The sequence below is a fragment of the Flavobacterium sp. HSC-61S13 genome, assembly GCF_024171535.1.
GTDB lineage: Bacteria > Bacteroidota > Bacteroidia > Flavobacteriales > Flavobacteriaceae > Flavobacterium.
This window is the reverse complement of record NZ_JALJZV010000019.1, coordinates 57801-76553: the sequence shown is the minus strand read 5'-3', so window position 1 is coordinate 76553 and position 18753 is coordinate 57801. Positions and strand designations below refer to the sequence as shown.

The following is an 18753-nucleotide window of genomic DNA, read 5'->3' as shown; positions in this document are numbered from 1 at the left end:
ATACGCTGATACGCTGATACGCTGATACGCTGATACGCTGATACGCTGATACGCTGATACGCTGATACGCTGATACGCTGATACGCTGATGGGCGAATAAGCGAATGTGCGCATGGGCATATAGGCTTTAGATGCTGATACGCAGATACGCTGATGGGCGAATAAGCGAATGTGCGCATGGGCATATAGGCTTTAAATGCGGATGGGCGGATGGGCGTATAGACAAATCGGCGTATGAACAATTGCTAATTTTTCATTTGAACGGCATCAAAAAAGTCTTAAATTAGCAACATGATAACCGTTTCAATTATAGGCTCTGGAAAAGTAGCCCATCATTTAATTCTACATCTATTAGAACAAGAGGGTATTTACTTGCAGCAAGTGTATGCTCGTGACACAGGAAAACTACCTGCTTATTTGCCTAATGATAAAATCGTCAATCAATTAGACCAATTGACTGCTGTAGATTTAATTCTACTGGCGGTATCTGATGATGCTATCGAACAAGTTACCGCGGCTATACCCTTGCAAAATCAATTGATTGCGCATACCTCGGGAGCTAGTTCTATCGATGCAATTAAAGGGCCACATCGCGCTGGAGTTTTCTATATGTTGCAAACATTTTCATTAGAGAAAGCAATAGATTTCTCCGAAATTCCGTTTTGTTTAGAGGCTCAGTCCGACGCTGATTTTAATTTATTGGAACAAGTAGCTTTAAAGTTTAGCGAAAAAGTTTTTGACATCAATTCAGAACAACGAAGATCCATTCATATCGCGGCCGTTTTTGTTTCTAACTTCGTCAACCACATGTATGTTTTAGGTGCCGAAATATGCAAGGAGAATCACGTTCCATTTGACATTTTAAAACCTCTAATACAGGAAACAGCCGAAAAGATTAAAACGCTCAGTCCTCGGAAGGCACAAACTGGTCCAGCCATTCGCAAAGACAAAAAGACTATTGAAAAACACTTGGAATTCTTAGTTGATCCCAATTTAAAAAATATATACCAAATCTTAACTCAATCAATTCAGCAAAAATAATGTCTAGAAATTACAAAGAGATCATGAATGATATCACTACCTTCATCTTTGATATGGATGGGGTACTTACCGATGGAACTATTCATATAGCACCTGACGGCAACTTACTGAGAACCATGCACATCAGAGACGGATATGCCATGAAAGCTGCTTTGGAGAATGGCTATACCGTTTGTGTGATTTCTGGCGGTAAAAATGAAGGAGCTCGAATTCGTTTACGCAATTTGGGACTTACCGATATTTACTTAGGCGTACCTAATAAAGTAGAAACCTTTGAAGAGTTTACCAGTCTTTATGACATTAAACCCGAACAAGTTTTATATATGGGCGATGATATTCCCGACTTTCATGTAATGAAATTAGTCGGATTGCCAACCGCTCCTCAAGATGCGGCACCTGAAATAAAAAAAATATCCAAATATGTTTCACATATCGGTGGAGGAAAAGGAGCTGTAAGGGATGTTATCGAACAAGTAATGAAAACACAGGGTAAATGGCTGGAGCATTTTAACGCTAAACTTGATTAACACCAATACGAAACTCATGAAATTGCTCAAAAAAAACCAGTTGCAATCCGCCATTCAAGTCTGCTGCGCTTTACTGCTCTTTCATTTGGTATATTTTAAACAACAACAAGGTTTTACGACCGCTTTGGGTACCATTCCTTTTCTGTTGTTTTTAATTTCAGTTACTCTAATTGCCCTCGGTGGATTAGTGCTTTATCAATTGACTAAGCAGGAAGAAAAACCGCATTTAAATTGGACCATAAAGTTAAGCAATGGATACTATATCTATTTTGCACTAACCGTTATCGGCGTTGGAATCGGATACTATCTCTGTAATTTTATTGCCGGTAGACCAACATTTCTAGCCTATTTTATATTACAGGCCGTGTTGTTATATTCTTTTATATCGCAGTGGAGGAAATCATTTATTTGGAGCAATCTACTCAATAGTTTTCTATTGGTATTTCCGCTGTATGGAATGGCACTTTTGGATTTGATTCCGAAAATAAACGAATACAATTTTGTATTGCTTCGCCTCAACTTTGGATTCATTGTGGATTTTTCTGTACTGCTGTTTTTCCTTTTTCTATTGCAATCATTAATTCAGGATATCCTATTTCGTCCCAGCGATTACATAGATCAGAAAAGAACCTTAGCTGTGCGTTATGGCAGCAAAATCGCCGCTAAAAGTGGAGCCGGTTTGGCCTTATTTATCGCCACAAGTTTACTGGTTTACACCCTAGTGTATTTGACTGCTCATTCCAGTTTGTTTATCTATATACTAGCCTTAATCATAGCGCCACTACTCTATTGTGCTTTTGAACTTTGGCAAGCTAAAACACGTAAAAACATCAAAACGATTCACTTAGTACTTCAAATGACTATTTGGACAACGATACTATCTATCGCTTTACTTACTTATAATCTAACTACCTATGTTGCTTCCTGAGTTATTAGCCCATAAAAAAATCATTCTAGCGTCAAATTCGCCAAGAAGAAAAGAGTTTTTACTGCAATTGGGTCTCGTTTTTGATACCAAGCCAGCCGACACAGACGAAAGTTATCCCGCTGCTTTTTTAGGCAGTCAGATTACCGATCACATCGCGTTACAAAAAGCTATGGCCTTGGAAATAAACGATAACGACCTCCTTATTGCAAGTGATACTATCGTATGGCATCAAAACAAAGCAGTAGGTAAACCTGTAGACTTTAATGAAGCTGTAGACATATTAACGAGTTTAGCTGGTCAAACCCATGAAGTAATCAGTTCTGTTTGCATTCGAGATCAAGCCAAAACCACGGTATTTAACGATACTACAAAAGTTACTTTTAAATCGCTCTCAGCAGAAGAAATAAACTACTATGTAACCCAATACGAACCTTATGACAAAGCCGGTGCCTACGGTATACAAGAATGGATTGGTTTAATTGGAATCGAGAAGATTGAGGGTTCTTATACCAATGTCGTAGGTATGCCTATGGAAAAACTGTATCATCAACTTATAGATTTCATATCCTAAATTATGAATATACACGAATATTATCCGCAAATCATCAGTACAATCATCTTAATTGGGTTGTATTTTTTGGCCAAATTCATCACTAAAGTTATCATCAACCGCGTTTCTGAAGTATCGGAAAATGCCAATCGCAGAAAACGATTGATCAATCGCTATTTCGATACACTGACTACAACGATTTGTTTGTTGATCTTGTTTGCTATTTGGGGTGTCAAAACCGAAAACATCTATGTGGTCTTATCGTCAACGTTTGCCATAATCGGTGTAGCGATGTTTGCACAATGGTCCATTTTAAGCAATATCACTGCTGGCGTTATTTTGTTTTTCTCCTTTCCTTTTAAAATTGGCGACGCCATCCGAATTCAAGATAAAGATTTCCCTGTTGAAGCAGAAATCGAAGACATCAAAACTTTTCATACTTTATTAATCACTCGAGAAGGTGAGCGCATCTCTTACCCCAATAACCTACTATTGCAAAAGGGTATCGTGATCATCAATAGACAAGATTATTTAAACCGCAAAAGAGATGCACAAGAATAAGTAAGTACGACCGAAATATTGGCATAACTATTGAGCTTCTTTTATATGTATTATCATAAAGCACATTACTATACGATTACTGAAGTAACTATAAATAAATGAAAGAAATTTATAAAAATCTGATTTCACCCAAATGGTTTGCACTTTGGAAAAAGAAGTACACCGCCGTTTTAGTTATGAATTTTTTATACATCTTATTTTTTTATTTTTTAATGCAATTGTACTCTTAGACTATGCAAACTATTGATTGGATTGTACTGAGCTGTACCTTGCTTTTTATTGTAATATACGGTACTATTAAAACCAAAAGCAGTAAAAATGTCAATGAATACATCTTAGCTAATAAAGAAACTCCGGGCTGGGCTGTTGCGTTATCCGTAATGGCAACACAAGCTAGTGCGATTACTTTCCTATCCATTCCAGGTCAAGCTTATCACGATGGAATGAGTTTTATACAATTTTATTTTGGTCTGCCTTTGGCCATGATAGTCATTTGTATATTTTTTATACCGCTCTATTACAAATACAATGTTTTTACCGCTTACGAGTTTTTAGAACGACGTTTTGATGTACGGATAAGGTCGCTAGCCGCAGTGCTCTTTTTGGTACAGCGCGGTATCGTCATCGGTCTAACTATATATGCCCCAGCGATTATATTATCATCCATTTTAGGTTGGGATCTCAAAGCACTGATCATTATCATCGGAGGCTTGGTTTTGGTTTATACCGTAACTGGAGGGTCTAAAGCGATTATACTGACTCAAAAACAACAGGTATTTGTCATACTAACCGGTCTTATACTAACCTTCTTTATTATCCTAAATAGTTTTCCAGATGATTTAAGTTTAGCCGACGCCTTGGGTATAGCCGCGGCCAATGATAAAATGAAAATCGTCGATTTTTCCTTTGACCCCAGTGTACGATACACCTTTTGGAACGGTATAACGGGCGGTTTTTTCTTGATGCTGGCTTATTTTGGGACCGATCAAACACAAGTAGGTCGCTATATTACCGCCAAATCGGTAGGTGAAAGCCAAAAAGGACTGATCATCAATGCGCTGTTAAAAGTACCGATGCAGTTTTTTATTCTACTCACCGGTGTTCTAGTATTTGTCTTCTTTCAGTTCCACAATGCGCCTCTACATTTTAACCCTACTAACACCAATGCTGTCAATGCATCCATATACCAAAAGGAATATCACGCGATAGAAAAAGAATTACACGAAGTTTTAGAAGATAAAAAGGAAGTTAGCATTTTGTATACCGGTCAATTGTATCAGGACTACAACAATCCGATTTTACAAGAAAAAATGGTGTCTCTCTCAGGCAAAGAAAAAGAACTAAGAGAGCAAGCCAAGGAAGTGATTTTAAAAGCCAATCCCAAAGCGGAAATCAACGATAAGGATTATGTTTTTATCTATTTTATCATCAATTATCTTCCCCGAGGTTTAATAGGTCTTTTACTAGCTGTTATTTTATGCGCTGCCATGGCGGCATCTGCATCTGAATTAAATGCCCTTGCTGCCACAACGGCAATTGATTTATACAAGCGAAATCTAAAATCAGTCAAATCGGATAGCCACTACCTTAAAGTTACGAAATTATTTACAATTATTTGGGGAGTCATCGCTATTTTAACAGCCTGTGTGGTCAATCTATTTGAAAATCTAATTCAACTTGTCAATATCGTCGGTTCCGTTTTTTATGGTACTGTGTTGGGAATATTCTTAGTAGCAATCTTTGTAAAATCCGTACATGCCAATGCGGTATTTTGGGGAGCTGTAATCACCCAATTGTCTATTTTCTATTTATATTATTTGGATGTTGTCAGTTTTCTTTGGTTGAACTTTATCGGTGCTATGCTTGTTGTGCTTGTTTCCTGTATCACACAGAAAATCTTTATTAAAAAACAACAAACTCCCCGGATAGAGTAACCGATTATACCGGCATTTTAACCTGCGGCAAAGACCATTTGTTGACAACCGCAAAAATTCTTATCGCCACAATCACTCCTGCCGTGACTAAGTAATTGAGGTCTTTGGATACCTCAAAATAGTATAAAACATAATAGACCAATCCACCAATAATACATACCGTAGCATAAATCTCCTTCTTAAAAATCACTGGGATTTCATTTCCCAGAATATCTCTGATGACCCCACCGAAACAGGCAGTAATCGTACCCAAGGTGACACAAATTATTGGGTGAAGCCCTACTTCCATCCCCTTTTCAATACCAATTAGCGTAAAGATAGCCAGACCAATGGTGTCAAACAACAGCAGCGACATTCGTAAAAAAGCAAACTTTTTCCTAAAGACAATAGCCAAAATAGTTCCCGCTATGATGGTAAAGAAATAATTAAGATCTGTCAACCAACTTACCGGACTAATCCCAATCACGACATCTCTTAAGGTCCCTCCTCCTATTGCGGTGACAAACGACAACGACAGTATCCCAAATAAATCGAGACGCTTCTCCATAGCCACGAGAGCTCCTGACACTGCGAAAGCCATAGTGCCCAATAAATCTAAAAATTCAAACATATTCTAAGAGTATTACATCAATAAGGTTAAGTGGTTGTAATCGGCCAAGATCGTATCAATAAATTTAAGTTGTGTTTCTGATTTGTTCGGGACACCAATAACACTTTCGACTTTTTTAGTCAATTGATCCAACAACTTCTTATCGTTATTCAAGCGAACATTTCGCACTGCTTCTTTGATGATACGAATATCTTCATCAGTCAACAAAACGACTTGTGGATAGGTGGGAATGTATTCTGAGGGTACTTCTTGAAATATAGATTGGGACAACGTAAATCTTTGTTTTGTTGAAATGACCGCGGTTCCAGCAACCAAATCTCCGAGTCGTTGTTTTTTATCGGTCGTCATTATACTAATGAGACCAATAACACCGGAACTGATTAAAATATCAATCAATCGAAACACCCACCGAATCATATAATCACCGACTTGGGCTTGGTACCCATCAATTTTGATAACCTTAATTTTTAAAGCCATTTTACCTGGAGTCCGACCTTGTGTAAAAATTTCGAAAAATAAAGTATAAAAGATTACTGGAATAAAAACCAACAAATAAATAGCCGAACTACTCCAATTGTCCAACTGATTTAGAAAATAATTCAGATTAAAGGTATGTATGATAAAGAAAACGGCAATGGCGTATAATGCCTTAATGATCATATCCAATACAAAAGCTAAAATACGCTCCCCTATAGATGCATTTTCAAAATTAATCGCAACATTTTGAGTGGTAATAATGGTTAATTGCGTCATATTTCATATTTTAGCTCTCCATGAGAGAGGTAATATTTATTAAACAGAATAAAGAAAAATGGCTCGAATACGAGCAAGCTATTTTCGGTAAAATCAAAAAAGAACCGGATTATTTAGCGAGTATGTATATTCAGCTAATGAATGACTTGTCCTATTCGCAGACTTATTATCCGAAAAGCAAAATTACGGCTTATTTGAATTATTTAGCGGTACAAACATATCAAAATATTTATAAAACCAAACGTACCGATACGAATCAATTGGTTCATTTCTATAAAACGGAGGTTCCTCTCATCGTTTATCAGTATAAAAACTATTTGATTTTCAGTACCTTATTGTTTTTAATTTTGGTTGGTATTGGTATGCTCTCCTCACATTATGACGAATCTTTCGTTCGCTTGATCCTTGGAGACCACTATGTCAATACAACTTTAGAAAACATCAGAAAGGGCGATCCTATGGCAATATACCAATCGGGTAGCAATTGGGGAAGCTTTATAGCGATAACCTTTAATAATCTTTCGGTTGGACTTCGCTTTTTTGTATACGGTATATTTGCGGGTCTAGGAACGCTGATTTACCTCTTTCACAACGCGATTATGTTGGGAACTTTTCAATATCTTTTTATACAGGAGGGTCAATTTACATCGAGCTTTCAAGGCATTTGGTTACACGGAGCTATGGAGATTTTCTCCATGGTAATCGAAGCGTTTGCCGGCTTTATTTTAGGAGCGAGTATCTTATTTCCCAAAACATTCTCTCGAATGGAATCCTTTAAGACCGGATTTAAAAATGGGTTCAAAATTTATATCGCCACCGTTCCCTTTACCATATTCGCCGGTTTTATTGAAGGTTTTATTACCCGATATTCCCAAAGCATGCCAGATATATTAAATTATATCATCATTTTCGGTACTTTCACTCTAATTTTTTATTACTTTGTGATTTATCCCAAAAAAGTTTATAAAAAAATCCATATTTAATATCATAAATTATGTTTCAATTATTTAAAAAAAGAAGTTTCAGTAGTTATATCAACGACACTTTTGATTTTTTTAAAGTAGAGGGCAAAAATTATTTCAAAAATTTCTTCTTAATCAATGGTGCTTTTTTAGTACTGATGCTTATTTGTAGTTATTTTTTATTTCAAGTATATTTTGATTTTATGAAATCCGAAATGCAAGGATTTCAACAAAATTATTTGACAGATTATATAGAAGACAACGGTTTGTTGATCTTTTTATTAGCCTTCGCATTTATGATACTGCTGATCTTGTTTTCTGCAATCGCCTATTCTTTTCCAACATTGTACCTGAAGAATATGGAAAAGTATCCGGGACAAAACATTACTACCGACATGATTGTTAGCGATTTAAAATCTCAAATAGGACGTATTTTAATTTATATCTTAGGAACTGTTTTCATAATCTTACCTTTGATTTTCATATTGTTAGGTATCGGAATGGTATTGATTTTTATCATCATTGGGATTCCGTTATTACTAATCCTATTTCCGGCAATTATGAGTGTAAGTATGTTGTCTTATAACGAGTATTTAATCAAAGGCAGCGCATTTTTTGATTCCATTGCCGTTGGAATTAAAATGGTAAAGAACAATTTTTGGCCCATTATTGGAAGTACATTTATCATGTATTTTATCATACAAATCGTTGCAAGTATTTTCACATTTATACCGCAAATGATTTTAATGTTCAACTTGTTAACCGGTGTAAAGGATGATGCTGAAATTTTTGCAACGGATACTTTTTCTGTAACATATATGATCATTATGGCTATCAGTATGATTGTAGGTTTTATTTTGAACAACCTATTGTTAGTGAATCAAGGACTGATCTATTACAGTGAGCGAGAAGTAATGGAAAACAATCAATCTCGTTTTGACATTGAACAGTTAGGCCAATCGAATGACTAAATTCTTTATTGGCATATTGTTCTTTTTAAATTCGCTGTATCTGCAAGCGGATACGCTTGCTGTATCCCAAAATCAGTTGCAAACCCTACCAAAAAAGACAAGAGTTGATCAAGACAATCCGATTGAGAACTTAAAATTCACCCCTGATTTTAAAGAGAATTATAAAAATAAACCGCAGTTCAATTACGCTACTGCTGCTAAAACAGACAATCTGTGGACCCGTATTAAAAATGGGATTAGTCGTTGGTTAGACCGCATTTTTAATTCCGAAGCAGCGGACACTCCAAAACAATTGTGGAACACAGCACTTGAATATATTTCTGTTGTCTTATTGATCGCACTTATCGCCTTTGTCATCAGAATGTTTGTAAAAAAAGAAGCGTTTTGGTTTTTTAAAAGGTCCAAAAAACCGTTTGAAATCCATGCGGTCGAATTGGAAAAAAACCTTGAAAAAACCAATTTTAAATCTCTGATCGAAATAGCATTATCAGACAACGATCATCGATTAGCGGTACGTTATTACTATTTGTGGCTGTTAAAAGCACTTTCTAAAAATGCCGTGATTAAGTGGGATTTAGAAAAAACCAATTCCGACTACCTCTTTGAGATTAAAGATGTTCAGACCCGCAAATCGTTCCAGTATTTATCTTATTTGTATAATAATATTTGGTATGGTGAATTTGCCGTTGATCCGCTGGAATTTGAGAAAGCTCAACAGGCATTCGAATCCTTTCTAAAACGTTGGAGCGATGAATAGTACTATAAAAAAATATTTGTTCTTCCTCGGTTTTGCGATATTGTTAATCATCTTTATCGATTACAACAAACCCAAGCCAATCGACTGGAGCTCGTCTTTTTCAATAGAAGATAAGATTCCCTTTGGACTGTATATATTGAATCAGGAAATGGATTCTTTAGTTAAAGAGCGCAAATTAGAACGTTTTAATAGACCGATCTACGACTTCATCAACGATTCACTATTGCAAGATTCTACAGGTATAAAAACGCTTTTGCTCATTGAAAACCAATCGAGCATCAATTATCCCGATACGGAGAAAGTTTTAGAATTTGTTGCTAAGGGAAATACCTTATTCGCCGTTGCGGATTTTTTCCCTCAGTCTTTTACAGACACCTTAAAACTCAATGAATTCACCTATAGCGATGCTGATAAAACCGTTGTTTGGACTACCAACCAATCACTTTCACGTCAACAATTCAATTTAGACAAGGCATACTCCTACAACTACTTTAGTGCATTTGATACTTTAAAAACGACCGTTCTTGGCTACCAGACAACGTCAAACACACCTAAAGTAACCAATTTTATCAAAATACCATTTGGTCGAGGATTTGTCTTTTTAAATACGCAACCCAAAGCATTTACCAACTATTCCTTGTTGGAGAGTAATAACCATTTGTACGTGGAAAACGTATTGTCGTATCTACCAAATCAACCCGTTTATTGGAAAGTATTGACCAATACGAACGACCTTGATGAAGCTGTTTCATCATCACCTTTGCGATTTGTATTGCAAAATCCAGCCTTAAAATGGGCATGGTATTTTATCTTGTTGGGAATTTTAATCGTTGCGGTTTTTACCGCCAAACGCAGACAACGTACGATTCCGATAATAAAACCGCTGCCGAACACCTCGGTGGAATTTGCAAAAACCATATCATCGCTCTATTCGCAAAGTGCCAATTATTCAGATTTAATGGATAAGATCATCGTGTATTCGCTATCAAAAATAAGACGGATTTATATGATAGACACGAGCAAACTGGATGATCACTTTGTACAATCTTTACATAAAATGACCTTACGAGATCAATACAAAATTAAAAAATGGATCGATTTCATTGAAGTGCATCGTGCGAATCCGCATGCAGCAACACAAGAAAGCGTTATTGCTTTTAATACCTTAACTGAAGAAATATTGAACTAAATACTCCAAACATGGAAATAGAAAACACCTCCGAAAACATACATTTTGAATCGAGATTAGACCTTTCTGAATTGCATCAAAGAGTCCATGCCGTTCGAGAAGAAATTAAAAAAGTGATTGTTGGTCAAGACAAAATGATCGACAAACTCTTAGTAGCGATTTTAGCCAATGGGCATATCCTTTTAGAAGGCGTACCCGGAGTTGCCAAAACGCTTACAGCAAAATTATTAGCCAAAACCATAGACATGGATTTTAGCAGAATACAGTTTACTCCAGACTTAATGCCCTCTGATATCTTAGGAACATCGGTTTTTGATATTAAAACCTCTGAATTTGAATTTAAAAAAGGGCCTGTATTTTCGAATCTTATACTGATTGATGAAATTAATAGAGCTCCTGCAAAAACCCAAGCAGCCTTGTTTGAAGTCATGGAGGAGCGACAAATCACCATTGACGGGAACACCTATACCATGGATAAACCCTTTTTGGTGATAGCCACACAAAATCCGATTGAACAAGAGGGAACCTATCGATTGCCAGAAGCGCAATTAGACCGATTTTTATTTAAGATAAACTTCGATTACCCCAATTTAGAGGAGGAAATTTTAATTCTCCAACGCGAGCACCAAATTCAAAATCAAAGTAAAGAAGACCAAATTTCCAAAATATTATTACCTGCAGAAATCATCGCTTTCCAACAATTGGTAAAACAGATTATCGTCGAGGAAAACCTGTTGCATTATATTGCGAAAATCGTTGGAAATACCCGTGAAAACCCACTTTTATATTTAGGGGCCTCACCGCGAGCTTCTTTGGCAATTTTAAATGCTGCCAAAGGATTTGCAGCTATAGCAGGACGTGATTTTGTGACACCAGAAGACATAAAGGAAGCTGCTATACCCGTTATTCAACACCGAGTAATTGTTTCACCAGAGCGTGAGATGGAAGGTTTAACCGCTCAGGACATTATAAAACAAATATTAGAAACCATCGATATTCCTCGATAAATCGATCACCGCCATGCTTTTTAAATCGCTATATATCCATCTTCGTTTCTATGCTATCCTGATTCTATTTATCGGGCTTTTTATATTGGCGTTTATCTTTCCGGATTTATACTACTGGGTATGGGGGGCTGTTGTACTTTTTTCAGCTGTTGTACTGGTGGATTACAGTCTGTTATTCGCCCTTAAAAAAGGGATTAGCGCGCAGCGAAAAAACCCAGAAAAACTCTCTAATGGCGACACCAACAGCATCCATATTTATTTAAAAAACCATTACAATTGGACGGTGTCCTTACAGATTATCGATGAGATTCCTTTTCAATTTCAAGTTCGAAACTTCGAGTTAAAAACCACTTTGGCTCCGCAGACCGATGAAAACATTGAATACCAACTTAGACCGACAGAGCGCGGTGAATATTCCTTTGGAACTCTAAACATCTATGCAACCTCAATGTTGGGATTATTATCCAAAAGATATCGTTTTGACGGCAATCAGACCGTTGCCACCTATCCATCGTTCCTACAGATGAAAAAGTATGATATGCTCGCTTTTTCAAAATACAAACAGCCCTATGGGTTTCGAAAAATACGCAAGTTAGGAACCACGACAGAATTTGAACAAATCAAAGAGTATGTTAGCGGCGACGATATCAGAACCATCAACTGGAAGGCTACAGCCAAAAAAAACCAACTGATGGTCAACCAATATCAGGATGAAAACGCTCAGACTGTTTATATAATTATCGACAAAGGTCGGGTGATGAAAATGCCTTTTGATGGACTCAGTTTACTCGATTATGCAATAAATGCTTCCTTAGCCTTATCACAAGTCATATTAAAAAAGAAAGATAAAGTAGGCCTATTTACCTTTTCTAAAAAAATTGAAAATCGAGTAGCAGCAGCATCGAAGAATATGCAAATGCAACAAATTATGGAGCAATTGTATCGGGTAGATACGAATTATTTTGAAAGTGATTACAGCCAGTTATATGCCGAAGTAAAAAGAAATATTAGTCACCGTAGCTTATTAATTCTTTTTACTAATTTTGAAACCCTAGACGGGTTAAATCGACAACTCCCTTATTTACGAGGATTGGCAAAAAATCATTTGTTGTTAGTTGTATTTTTTGAAAATACGGAACTGAAAGTACTAACCGAACAAAAAGCACAGCACATTCAAGATGTTTTTGATCGTGTGATCGCCCAAAAATTTGATCACGAGAAGCGATTAATTGTCAACGAGCTTCGTAAATATGGTATTTATACGGTTTTAACAGCTCCCGAAAATTTATCGATGGATACGATCAATACCTATTTAGAAATCAAGGCAAGAGGAATTTTATAAAAAATAAACATGAAAAAAATCGATAGTCCACAAAACAGCTATATCAAATCATTAATTCAACTTCAGGAAAAATCTAAAAACCGCAAACAATCCGGCACATTTATCATAGAGGGACTACGAGAAATACAATTGGCTCAAAAGGGAAATTACACCCTACTGACCGTTCTCTTTTGTGCCGATTATTTACCTGAAGAAAAAGCATTGCAAGGCATTTCCAAAACGGTTGAAATCATAGAAATCTCGAAAGAAGTTTATCAAAAACTCGCGTATCGAGATACTACCGAAGGAATTCTGGCCATTGCACTAAGCAAATCATTGCTGTTGCAAGATTTAAAACTCCGAGAAAATCCGCTCATCTTAGTTGCAGAAGCTCCCGAAAAACCGGGTAATATCGGTGCGTTATTGCGAACAGCTGATGCGGCGAATATCGATGCCGTTATCATTGCTAACCCCAAAAGTGATTTATACAATCCCAATATCATTAGATCTAGTGTTGGAGCCGTTTTTACCACTCCTGTTGCTACGGGAAGCACCGATGAAGTGATTGCATATCTGAAGTCACACGATATAGCCATTTACTGTGCTACATTACAGGATTCCACCTCCTATCATACCCTAAATTATCAAACCGCTACGGCATTCGTAGTAGGTACAGAAGCAACCGGTCTTAGTGAAACCTGGAGATTAGCAAGTACAAAAAATATCATCATTCCCATGAGCGGTGAAATCGATTCGATGAATGTATCCGTTGCGGCATCCATTTTGATTTTTGAAGCAAAACGGCAACGTGGATTTTAATTCTTTTAGTAAATGAAAAATACTTTAATAGTAGCTCTAAGCTTATGGACACTGAATATGTGGTGTCAGACTGCCGAAATAAACAGTCAAATTGATCGAGTAACCCAGAGTGCTATGAAGGCATTTAACGTTCCTGGAATTGCTGTCGCGGTGATTAAAGATGGTAAAATTATTCATTCCAAAGGCTATGGAGTTCGCTCGATAGATTCAAAAAATACCGTAGATGAAAACACGCTTTTTGGCATTGCATCCAACAGTAAAGCCTTTACAGCAGCAGCCCTCGCTATTCTAGTAGACCAAAACAAAATCGAATGGGATGACAAAGTCGTCAAATACATTCCGGAATTTAAGATGTATAACGATTATGTCACACAAGAATTCACTATTCGAGATTTACTTACCCACCGTAGTGGTCTTGGATTGGGTGCTGGAGACTTGATGATTTGGCCCGATGGACATGATTTTACGCCACAAGATATTATCAATAACATACAATATTTAAAACCGGTATCGGGTTTTAGAGCGCAATACGATTACGACAATCTTTTGTACATCATCGCCGGAATTGTTTTGGAGCGCGTCAGCGGTATGAGCTGGGCAAGTTTTGTAGAAACTGAAATTATGAAACCCATCGGCATGACCGCTAGTGCGGGAAACTGGAACCGTTTGACAGATAAAACGAATGTTATCGTTCCTCATGTTCCCATAGACGGCAAACTAACCGTTATCCCGAGGTATACCAACACGATACTCGATGCTGCCGGAGGTATCTATTCCAACATTAACGATTTGTCCAAATGGGTTCAATTGCAGTTAAATCACGGAAGCTGGAATGATATCAAGGTATTTAGCGCAGGGGTTCAGCGCGAGATGTGGACACCACAAACTTGGATTTCAACCCAAACAACTCCTCCTTACAATACCTTATTTTCAGCCTATGGATTAGGATGGCAATTAGCCGATGTGGCCGGTTCTTTACAGGTTTCTCATACCGGTGGTTTGGAGGGAATTGTTACGCAAATAACCTTATTACCCCAACAAAATTTAGGTATAATTGTATTGACCAACCAACAGTCAGGAGCGGCTTTTCAGTCGATTACCAATACCATCAAAAATCACTACTTAGCCCTACCCTACCAGGATTTTGTAGCCCACTACCAAAATCGCGTTGCTCAAAATAATAATGAAGCCGCACTGATCGTTGATGAAGTGTGGACCACGGTAAACAACAATAAAAAATCATCTAATTCCGTTAAAGCATTGGAGGCATTAATCGGCAAATACCGCGATGCATGGTTGGGAGAAGTGAATATTTATAAGGAAAAAAATAAAATTATATTCGCATCCAAACGATCTCCAGAACTCCAGGGAGAGATCCATTTTTATAAGGATGATGTGTATACCGTAAGATGGGACAACCAATCCTTTAATGCTGATGCCTTTATAAAAATAAAAGTTCAGGATAATAAGATTGAATTCTTTGAAATGGAGGCGATATCTCCTTTAACAGACTTTAGTTATGATTTCCATGATTTGCATTTTATACCAACTTCTTAACACTGCAGTTGCTATATTGAAATAAATATTAATCAAAAAAAGACGTATTAATTTGCTAAATTAATTTTTTAATCTAAATTTGGGTGTTTTTAGTTTTTTTTAACAATCAATAAAAAAACAAAGCCACAATCCAACAACAACTAAACAAATGAATATGAATTGCTTTAAATCCATTTGCTCTAAGCAAAAAACGTTTTCAAAATTAAAATTAACATTTGCTGCTTTAGTCTTTTCATTTAGTATCACTTCGCAGGCACAGACTTTCAAAGAAAAACGTTTCGTAAACGACTATAAATGGAAGGTATCCATGCAGATGAACATTATGGACTTCGGCTTCGACAAAGATGATGCGACCAATACAGAGAATTGGAACATGTTAGCCTTTCCTTCTCGAGTTGCTATTGAAACGAATATAGTAAACCATCTTAGTGCCGAATTGGCCGTTGCGATGAATAAAATCGAAAAGGGAAAAGCAGTAACTTCTGCACACGATTTATTTGCCAATGATGATTTGAATGTACTCGCTATTGATGGTACCTTAAAATACAGTATTGGTGGTTTATTAAACATTCCTATCGTAGATCCTTATATCGCGGTTGGTGCTGGTTTTTTACAATTAGACGGTACAAACAATGCGATGTTTAACTACGGTGGAGGTATTAATTTTTGGTTTGCCGATATTGCTACCCTAAGAGATTACAGATATATGCGTGATAGCCGATTGAGTAGATTTGGTATCAACCTAGAAATATTGGGTAAAAAGAATTTGAATGACGGTCCAGGTAGTAATATGCAAGCAGCTGCTGGTGTATTTTATATGTTCTAAAATCGCTACAACAATAAAAAATCAACTCCTCTATTACGAGGAGTTTTTTTGTTGTGTATAAGCCTCAGAATACCCGACATAAAACTTGTTAATTTAAAATTTTTCCTTTAAATTTAGAATGTTCAATAGCAACATATATGACCGAAATAGAAATTGAAAAAGAAAATAAAGCCATCGCTCAAGAGTATAAGGAATTACTTAGAATAAGTTACCAAACCTTATCAGACGATGACAAAAAAATGATACGTAAGGCATTTGATGTAGCCGTTGAAGCACATAAAAACCAACGTAGAAAATCCGGAGAAGCCTATATTTTCCATCCGATTGCCGTAGCCAAAATTGTCGCTTCAGAGATCGGACTGGGTGCTACATCTATTGCCGCAGCGTTGATGCATGATGTAGTTGAAGACACGGATATCACGGTAGAACAAATTGAAGAATGGTTTAACCCCAAAGTAGCTAAAATTGTTGAGGGATTGACGAAGATGGCTCTTTTAGAACCGGATTCTCATATATCGATGCAAGCGGAAAACTACCGCAAAATGTTGTTGACACTCAATGACGATGTACGTGTAATACTAATTAAAATCGCAGACCGTTTGCACAATATGCAAACCATGGAGAGCATGGCGGAATACAAACAAGCCAAAATCGCTTCCGAAACCCTGTATATCTATGCGCCACTTGCACATAGATTGGGTTTGTTTAACATTAAAACCAAACTAGAAGATTTGGGATTAAAGTATACAGAACCCGCTGTTTATCAAGATATAGTAAGCAGAATTAGAGATACCAAGGAAGAACAGGAAGCCTATATGAATTCGATCTCCGACGTTCTTAAAGAATCCTTGGACGCCGAGAATATTGAATACACGATGAAAGGCCGCCCAAAATCGATCTATTCCATACGTCGAAAAATGAAGGTTCAGAACGTTACTTTCGACGAGGTTTACGATAAATTTGCTTTGCGAATCATCTACAAATCCAAGCCCAATGAAGAAAAATTTCTGGCTTGGAAAATCTATTCGATCGTAACGGATCACTACAGGCCGAGTCCGAGTCGTTTGAGAGACTGGATATCCTCGCCAAAATCGACCGGTTATGAAGCCCTACACATCACCGTTATGGGACCTAAGGGTCGTTGGGTCGAAATTCAGATTCGCAGCGAACGCATGGATGAAATCGCTGAAAAAGGCTATGCTGCACATTATAAATACAAACAAGGAGTTACCGAAGAGAATAGTTTAGATATTTGGCTCAATCAACTCAAAGAAGCTTTGGAAAATGCCGAAAGCAATGCCGTTGATTTTGTCGAAGATTTTAAACTGAACTTATACTCCAAAGAGATCTATATTTTCACACCTAAGGGAGAAATCAAATCACTGCCAAAAGGGGCTACTGCATTGGACTTCGCTTTTAGCATTCACTCCGAAATAGGAATCCACACCAGAGGCACGCGTGTCAATGGTCGTTTGGTGCCTTTAAATCATGTATTAAACAGCGGAGATCAGGTCGAAATCATGACTTCTGAACATCAGAAACCAAGTATACATTGGTTGGATTATGTTACGACATCACGAGCTAAAAATAAAATCAGAAACGTACTCAACGAAAATACCAAAAAGATCGCTGAAGACGGAAAAGAAATCTTGCTTCGTAAATTGCGCCATTTAAAGATCACCTTGGATGAGAAAACCATCAATGAAATGGTAAATTATTTCAAGCTTAAGACCAGCTTAGATTTGTTCTACCGCGTTGGTGTAGGAATTATCGAGAATCAGCAACTCAAAGATTTTGCCGCCTTAAAGAACAATACGTTAATCAATTTCTTTAAGAAAACGATCAAACGTCAACCCAGCACTACTCCGGAGATTATAACCAACAAAGATGCGTCTCAATTGGATTTGATCGTTTTTGGTAAGGACAATGAGAAACTGGATTATAAGTTAGCCAGTTGTTGTAATCCCATTCCCGGCGATGATGTATTTGGATTTGTAACGATTAACGAAGGTATCAAAGTGCACCGTAAAGATTGTCCCAATGCGATTAGTTTACAATCAAATTATGCCTACAGGATTATCAATGCACAATGGATTGATTCTTCAAAAGAAAATTTTGAGGCTACAATTAAAATAACCGGTTTAGATTCTATTGGATTAACCGGTGAAATCACCAGAGTCATATCCAACAATATGACCGTCAATATTAAGAGTATTTCACTGAGTGAAAATGCAGGTATTTTCAACGGTCAAATCACCATTACGGTTCCGAACAACGCCTTGTTGAAAAAATTAATGATCAATATTAAAAAGATCGAGGGCGTTGATAAGGTCACACGAATATATTCCAATTAACTGTACGCGAACGCGCTAGTTAAATATGCATAATTATAAAAAAGGTTCGGCTATTACATTTCATAACAAAAAAAATAGCCTTATCT

General features: G+C 36.9%; 18 protein-coding genes. 16 read left to right on the top strand and 2 right to left on the bottom strand.

Annotated features, from left to right (window positions below; genetic code table 11):
- The first annotated feature begins 291 nt into the window (after positions 1–291).
- The 6 genes from L1275_RS14855 to L1275_RS14830 all read left to right on the top strand — a co-directional run bounded on the left by L1275_RS14855 (position 292) and on the right by L1275_RS14830 (position 5541).
- The gene (locus L1275_RS14855) at positions 292–1041 is read left to right on the top strand and encodes a Rossmann-like and DUF2520 domain-containing protein (protein ID WP_253475133.1); all 750 of its coding nucleotides are present in this window, start codon (positions 292–294) and stop codon (positions 1039–1041) included.
- A complete protein-coding gene (locus L1275_RS14850) occupies positions 1041–1568 on the top strand; it encodes an HAD family hydrolase (RefSeq protein WP_253475130.1) in 528 nt (175 codons plus the stop codon). Before L1275_RS14855 ends, L1275_RS14850 begins: the two co-directional genes overlap by 1 nt.
- Before the next feature lie 16 nt (positions 1569–1584).
- Entirely contained in the window at positions 1585–2496 is a 912-nt protein-coding gene (locus tag L1275_RS14845) for a hypothetical protein (RefSeq protein ID WP_253475126.1), read from the top strand.
- Positions 2486–3067 (top strand): Maf family nucleotide pyrophosphatase, encoded by a 582-nt coding sequence (locus tag L1275_RS14840; RefSeq protein ID WP_371923499.1) that lies wholly within the window; start codon positions 2486–2488, stop codon positions 3065–3067. The genes L1275_RS14845 and L1275_RS14840 overlap by 11 nt, the downstream gene beginning before the upstream one ends.
- Positions 3068–3070: 3 nt before the next feature.
- Positions 3071–3607 carry a mechanosensitive ion channel family protein gene (locus tag L1275_RS14835; protein ID WP_253475120.1) on the top strand — a complete coding sequence of 179 codons (537 nt, stop codon included), beginning with the start codon at positions 3071–3073 and terminating at the stop codon, positions 3605–3607.
- A 233-nt stretch (positions 3608–3840) separates the two neighbouring features.
- Positions 3841–5541 (top strand): sodium:solute symporter, encoded by a 1701-nt coding sequence (locus L1275_RS14830; RefSeq protein ID WP_253475117.1) that lies wholly within the window; start codon positions 3841–3843, stop codon positions 5539–5541.
- Between the two features lie 4 nt (positions 5542–5545).
- Here the strand turns inward: L1275_RS14830 and L1275_RS14825 are convergent, their stop codons facing one another.
- Together L1275_RS14825 and L1275_RS14820 are read right to left on the bottom strand one after the other, a co-directional pair.
- A complete protein-coding gene (locus L1275_RS14825) occupies positions 5546–6151 on the bottom strand; it encodes a trimeric intracellular cation channel family protein (RefSeq protein ID WP_253475114.1) in 606 nt (201 codons plus the stop codon).
- Between the two features lie 12 nt (positions 6152–6163).
- A complete protein-coding gene (locus L1275_RS14820; RefSeq protein ID WP_253475111.1) occupies positions 6164–6904 on the bottom strand; it encodes an RDD family protein in 741 nt (246 codons plus the stop codon).
- A gap of 20 nt (positions 6905–6924) precedes the next feature.
- Between L1275_RS14820 and L1275_RS14815 the strand changes: the two genes are divergently transcribed.
- From L1275_RS14815 to L1275_RS14770, 10 genes are all read left to right on the top strand, one after another.
- Entirely contained in the window at positions 6925–7887 is a 963-nt protein-coding gene (locus L1275_RS14815; protein ID WP_253475108.1) for a stage II sporulation protein M, read from the top strand.
- Positions 7888–7898: 11 nt separating this feature from the next.
- A complete protein-coding gene (locus tag L1275_RS14810) occupies positions 7899–8837 on the top strand; it encodes a hypothetical protein (RefSeq protein ID WP_253475105.1) in 939 nt (312 codons plus the stop codon).
- Entirely contained in the window at positions 8830–9594 is a 765-nt protein-coding gene (locus L1275_RS14805) for a DUF4129 domain-containing protein (protein ID WP_253475102.1), read from the top strand. Before L1275_RS14810 ends, L1275_RS14805 begins: the two co-directional genes overlap by 8 nt.
- Positions 9587–10783 carry a DUF4350 domain-containing protein gene (locus L1275_RS14800; RefSeq protein WP_253475099.1) on the top strand — a complete coding sequence of 399 codons (1197 nt, stop codon included), beginning with the start codon at positions 9587–9589 and terminating at the stop codon, positions 10781–10783. Before L1275_RS14805 ends, L1275_RS14800 begins: the two co-directional genes overlap by 8 nt.
- 17 nt (positions 10784–10800) lie before the next feature.
- Entirely contained in the window at positions 10801–11790 is a 990-nt protein-coding gene (locus L1275_RS14795) for an AAA family ATPase (RefSeq protein ID WP_371923498.1), read from the top strand.
- Positions 11791–11803: 13 nt separating this feature from the next.
- The gene (locus L1275_RS14790; RefSeq protein ID WP_253475093.1) at positions 11804–13132 is read left to right on the top strand and encodes a DUF58 domain-containing protein; all 1329 of its coding nucleotides are present in this window, start codon (positions 11804–11806) and stop codon (positions 13130–13132) included.
- 9 nt (positions 13133–13141) lie between these two features.
- Positions 13142–13930 (top strand): RNA methyltransferase, encoded by a 789-nt coding sequence (locus tag L1275_RS14785; protein WP_253475090.1) that lies wholly within the window; start codon positions 13142–13144, stop codon positions 13928–13930.
- Positions 13931–13942: 12 nt separating this feature from the next.
- Positions 13943–15487 (top strand): serine hydrolase, encoded by a 1545-nt coding sequence (locus L1275_RS14780; RefSeq protein ID WP_253475087.1) that lies wholly within the window; start codon positions 13943–13945, stop codon positions 15485–15487.
- Positions 15488–15641: 154 nt separating this feature from the next.
- Positions 15642–16313 carry a porin family protein gene (locus tag L1275_RS14775; protein ID WP_253475084.1) on the top strand — a complete coding sequence of 224 codons (672 nt, stop codon included), beginning with the start codon at positions 15642–15644 and terminating at the stop codon, positions 16311–16313.
- A gap of 137 nt (positions 16314–16450) precedes the next feature.
- On the top strand, positions 16451–18667 hold the full coding sequence (locus tag L1275_RS14770) for a bifunctional (p)ppGpp synthetase/guanosine-3',5'-bis(diphosphate) 3'-pyrophosphohydrolase (RefSeq protein ID WP_253475081.1): 2217 nt from the start codon (positions 16451–16453) through the stop codon (positions 18665–18667).
- Positions 18668–18753 lie beyond the last annotated feature (86 nt).

Excerpts from the sequence above, each read along its gene's own strand:
- L1275_RS14810 (WP_253475105.1), top strand. The coding sequence starts at position 7,899 with ATGTTTCAATTATTTAAAAAAAGAAGTTTCAGTAGTTATATCAACGAC.
- L1275_RS14850 (WP_253475130.1), top strand. The coding sequence starts at position 1,041 with ATGTCTAGAAATTACAAAGAGATCATGAATGATATCACTACCTTCATC.
- L1275_RS14845 (WP_253475126.1), top strand. The coding sequence starts at position 1,585 with ATGAAATTGCTCAAAAAAAACCAGTTGCAATCCGCCATTCAAGTCTGC.
- L1275_RS14770 (WP_253475081.1), top strand. The coding sequence starts at position 16,451 with ATGACCGAAATAGAAATTGAAAAAGAAAATAAAGCCATCGCTCAAGAG.
- L1275_RS14835 (WP_253475120.1), top strand. The coding sequence starts at position 3,071 with ATGAATATACACGAATATTATCCGCAAATCATCAGTACAATCATCTTA.
- L1275_RS14800 (WP_253475099.1), top strand. The coding sequence starts at position 9,587 with ATGAATAGTACTATAAAAAAATATTTGTTCTTCCTCGGTTTTGCGATA.
- L1275_RS14855 (WP_253475133.1), top strand. The coding sequence starts at position 292 with ATGATAACCGTTTCAATTATAGGCTCTGGAAAAGTAGCCCATCATTTA.
- L1275_RS14815 (WP_253475108.1), top strand. The coding sequence starts at position 6,925 with ATGAGAGAGGTAATATTTATTAAACAGAATAAAGAAAAATGGCTCGAA.
- L1275_RS14775 (WP_253475084.1), top strand. The coding sequence starts at position 15,642 with ATGAATTGCTTTAAATCCATTTGCTCTAAGCAAAAAACGTTTTCAAAA.
- L1275_RS14820 (WP_253475111.1), bottom strand. The coding sequence starts at position 6,904 with ATGACGCAATTAACCATTATTACCACTCAAAATGTTGCGATTAATTTT.
- L1275_RS14790 (WP_253475093.1), top strand. The coding sequence starts at position 11,804 with ATGCTTTTTAAATCGCTATATATCCATCTTCGTTTCTATGCTATCCTG.
- L1275_RS14830 (WP_253475117.1), top strand. The coding sequence starts at position 3,841 with ATGCAAACTATTGATTGGATTGTACTGAGCTGTACCTTGCTTTTTATT.
- L1275_RS14785 (WP_253475090.1), top strand. The coding sequence starts at position 13,142 with ATGAAAAAAATCGATAGTCCACAAAACAGCTATATCAAATCATTAATT.
- L1275_RS14825 (WP_253475114.1), bottom strand. The coding sequence starts at position 6,151 with ATGTTTGAATTTTTAGATTTATTGGGCACTATGGCTTTCGCAGTGTCA.
- L1275_RS14780 (WP_253475087.1), top strand. The coding sequence starts at position 13,943 with ATGAAAAATACTTTAATAGTAGCTCTAAGCTTATGGACACTGAATATG.
- L1275_RS14805 (WP_253475102.1), top strand. The coding sequence starts at position 8,830 with ATGACTAAATTCTTTATTGGCATATTGTTCTTTTTAAATTCGCTGTAT.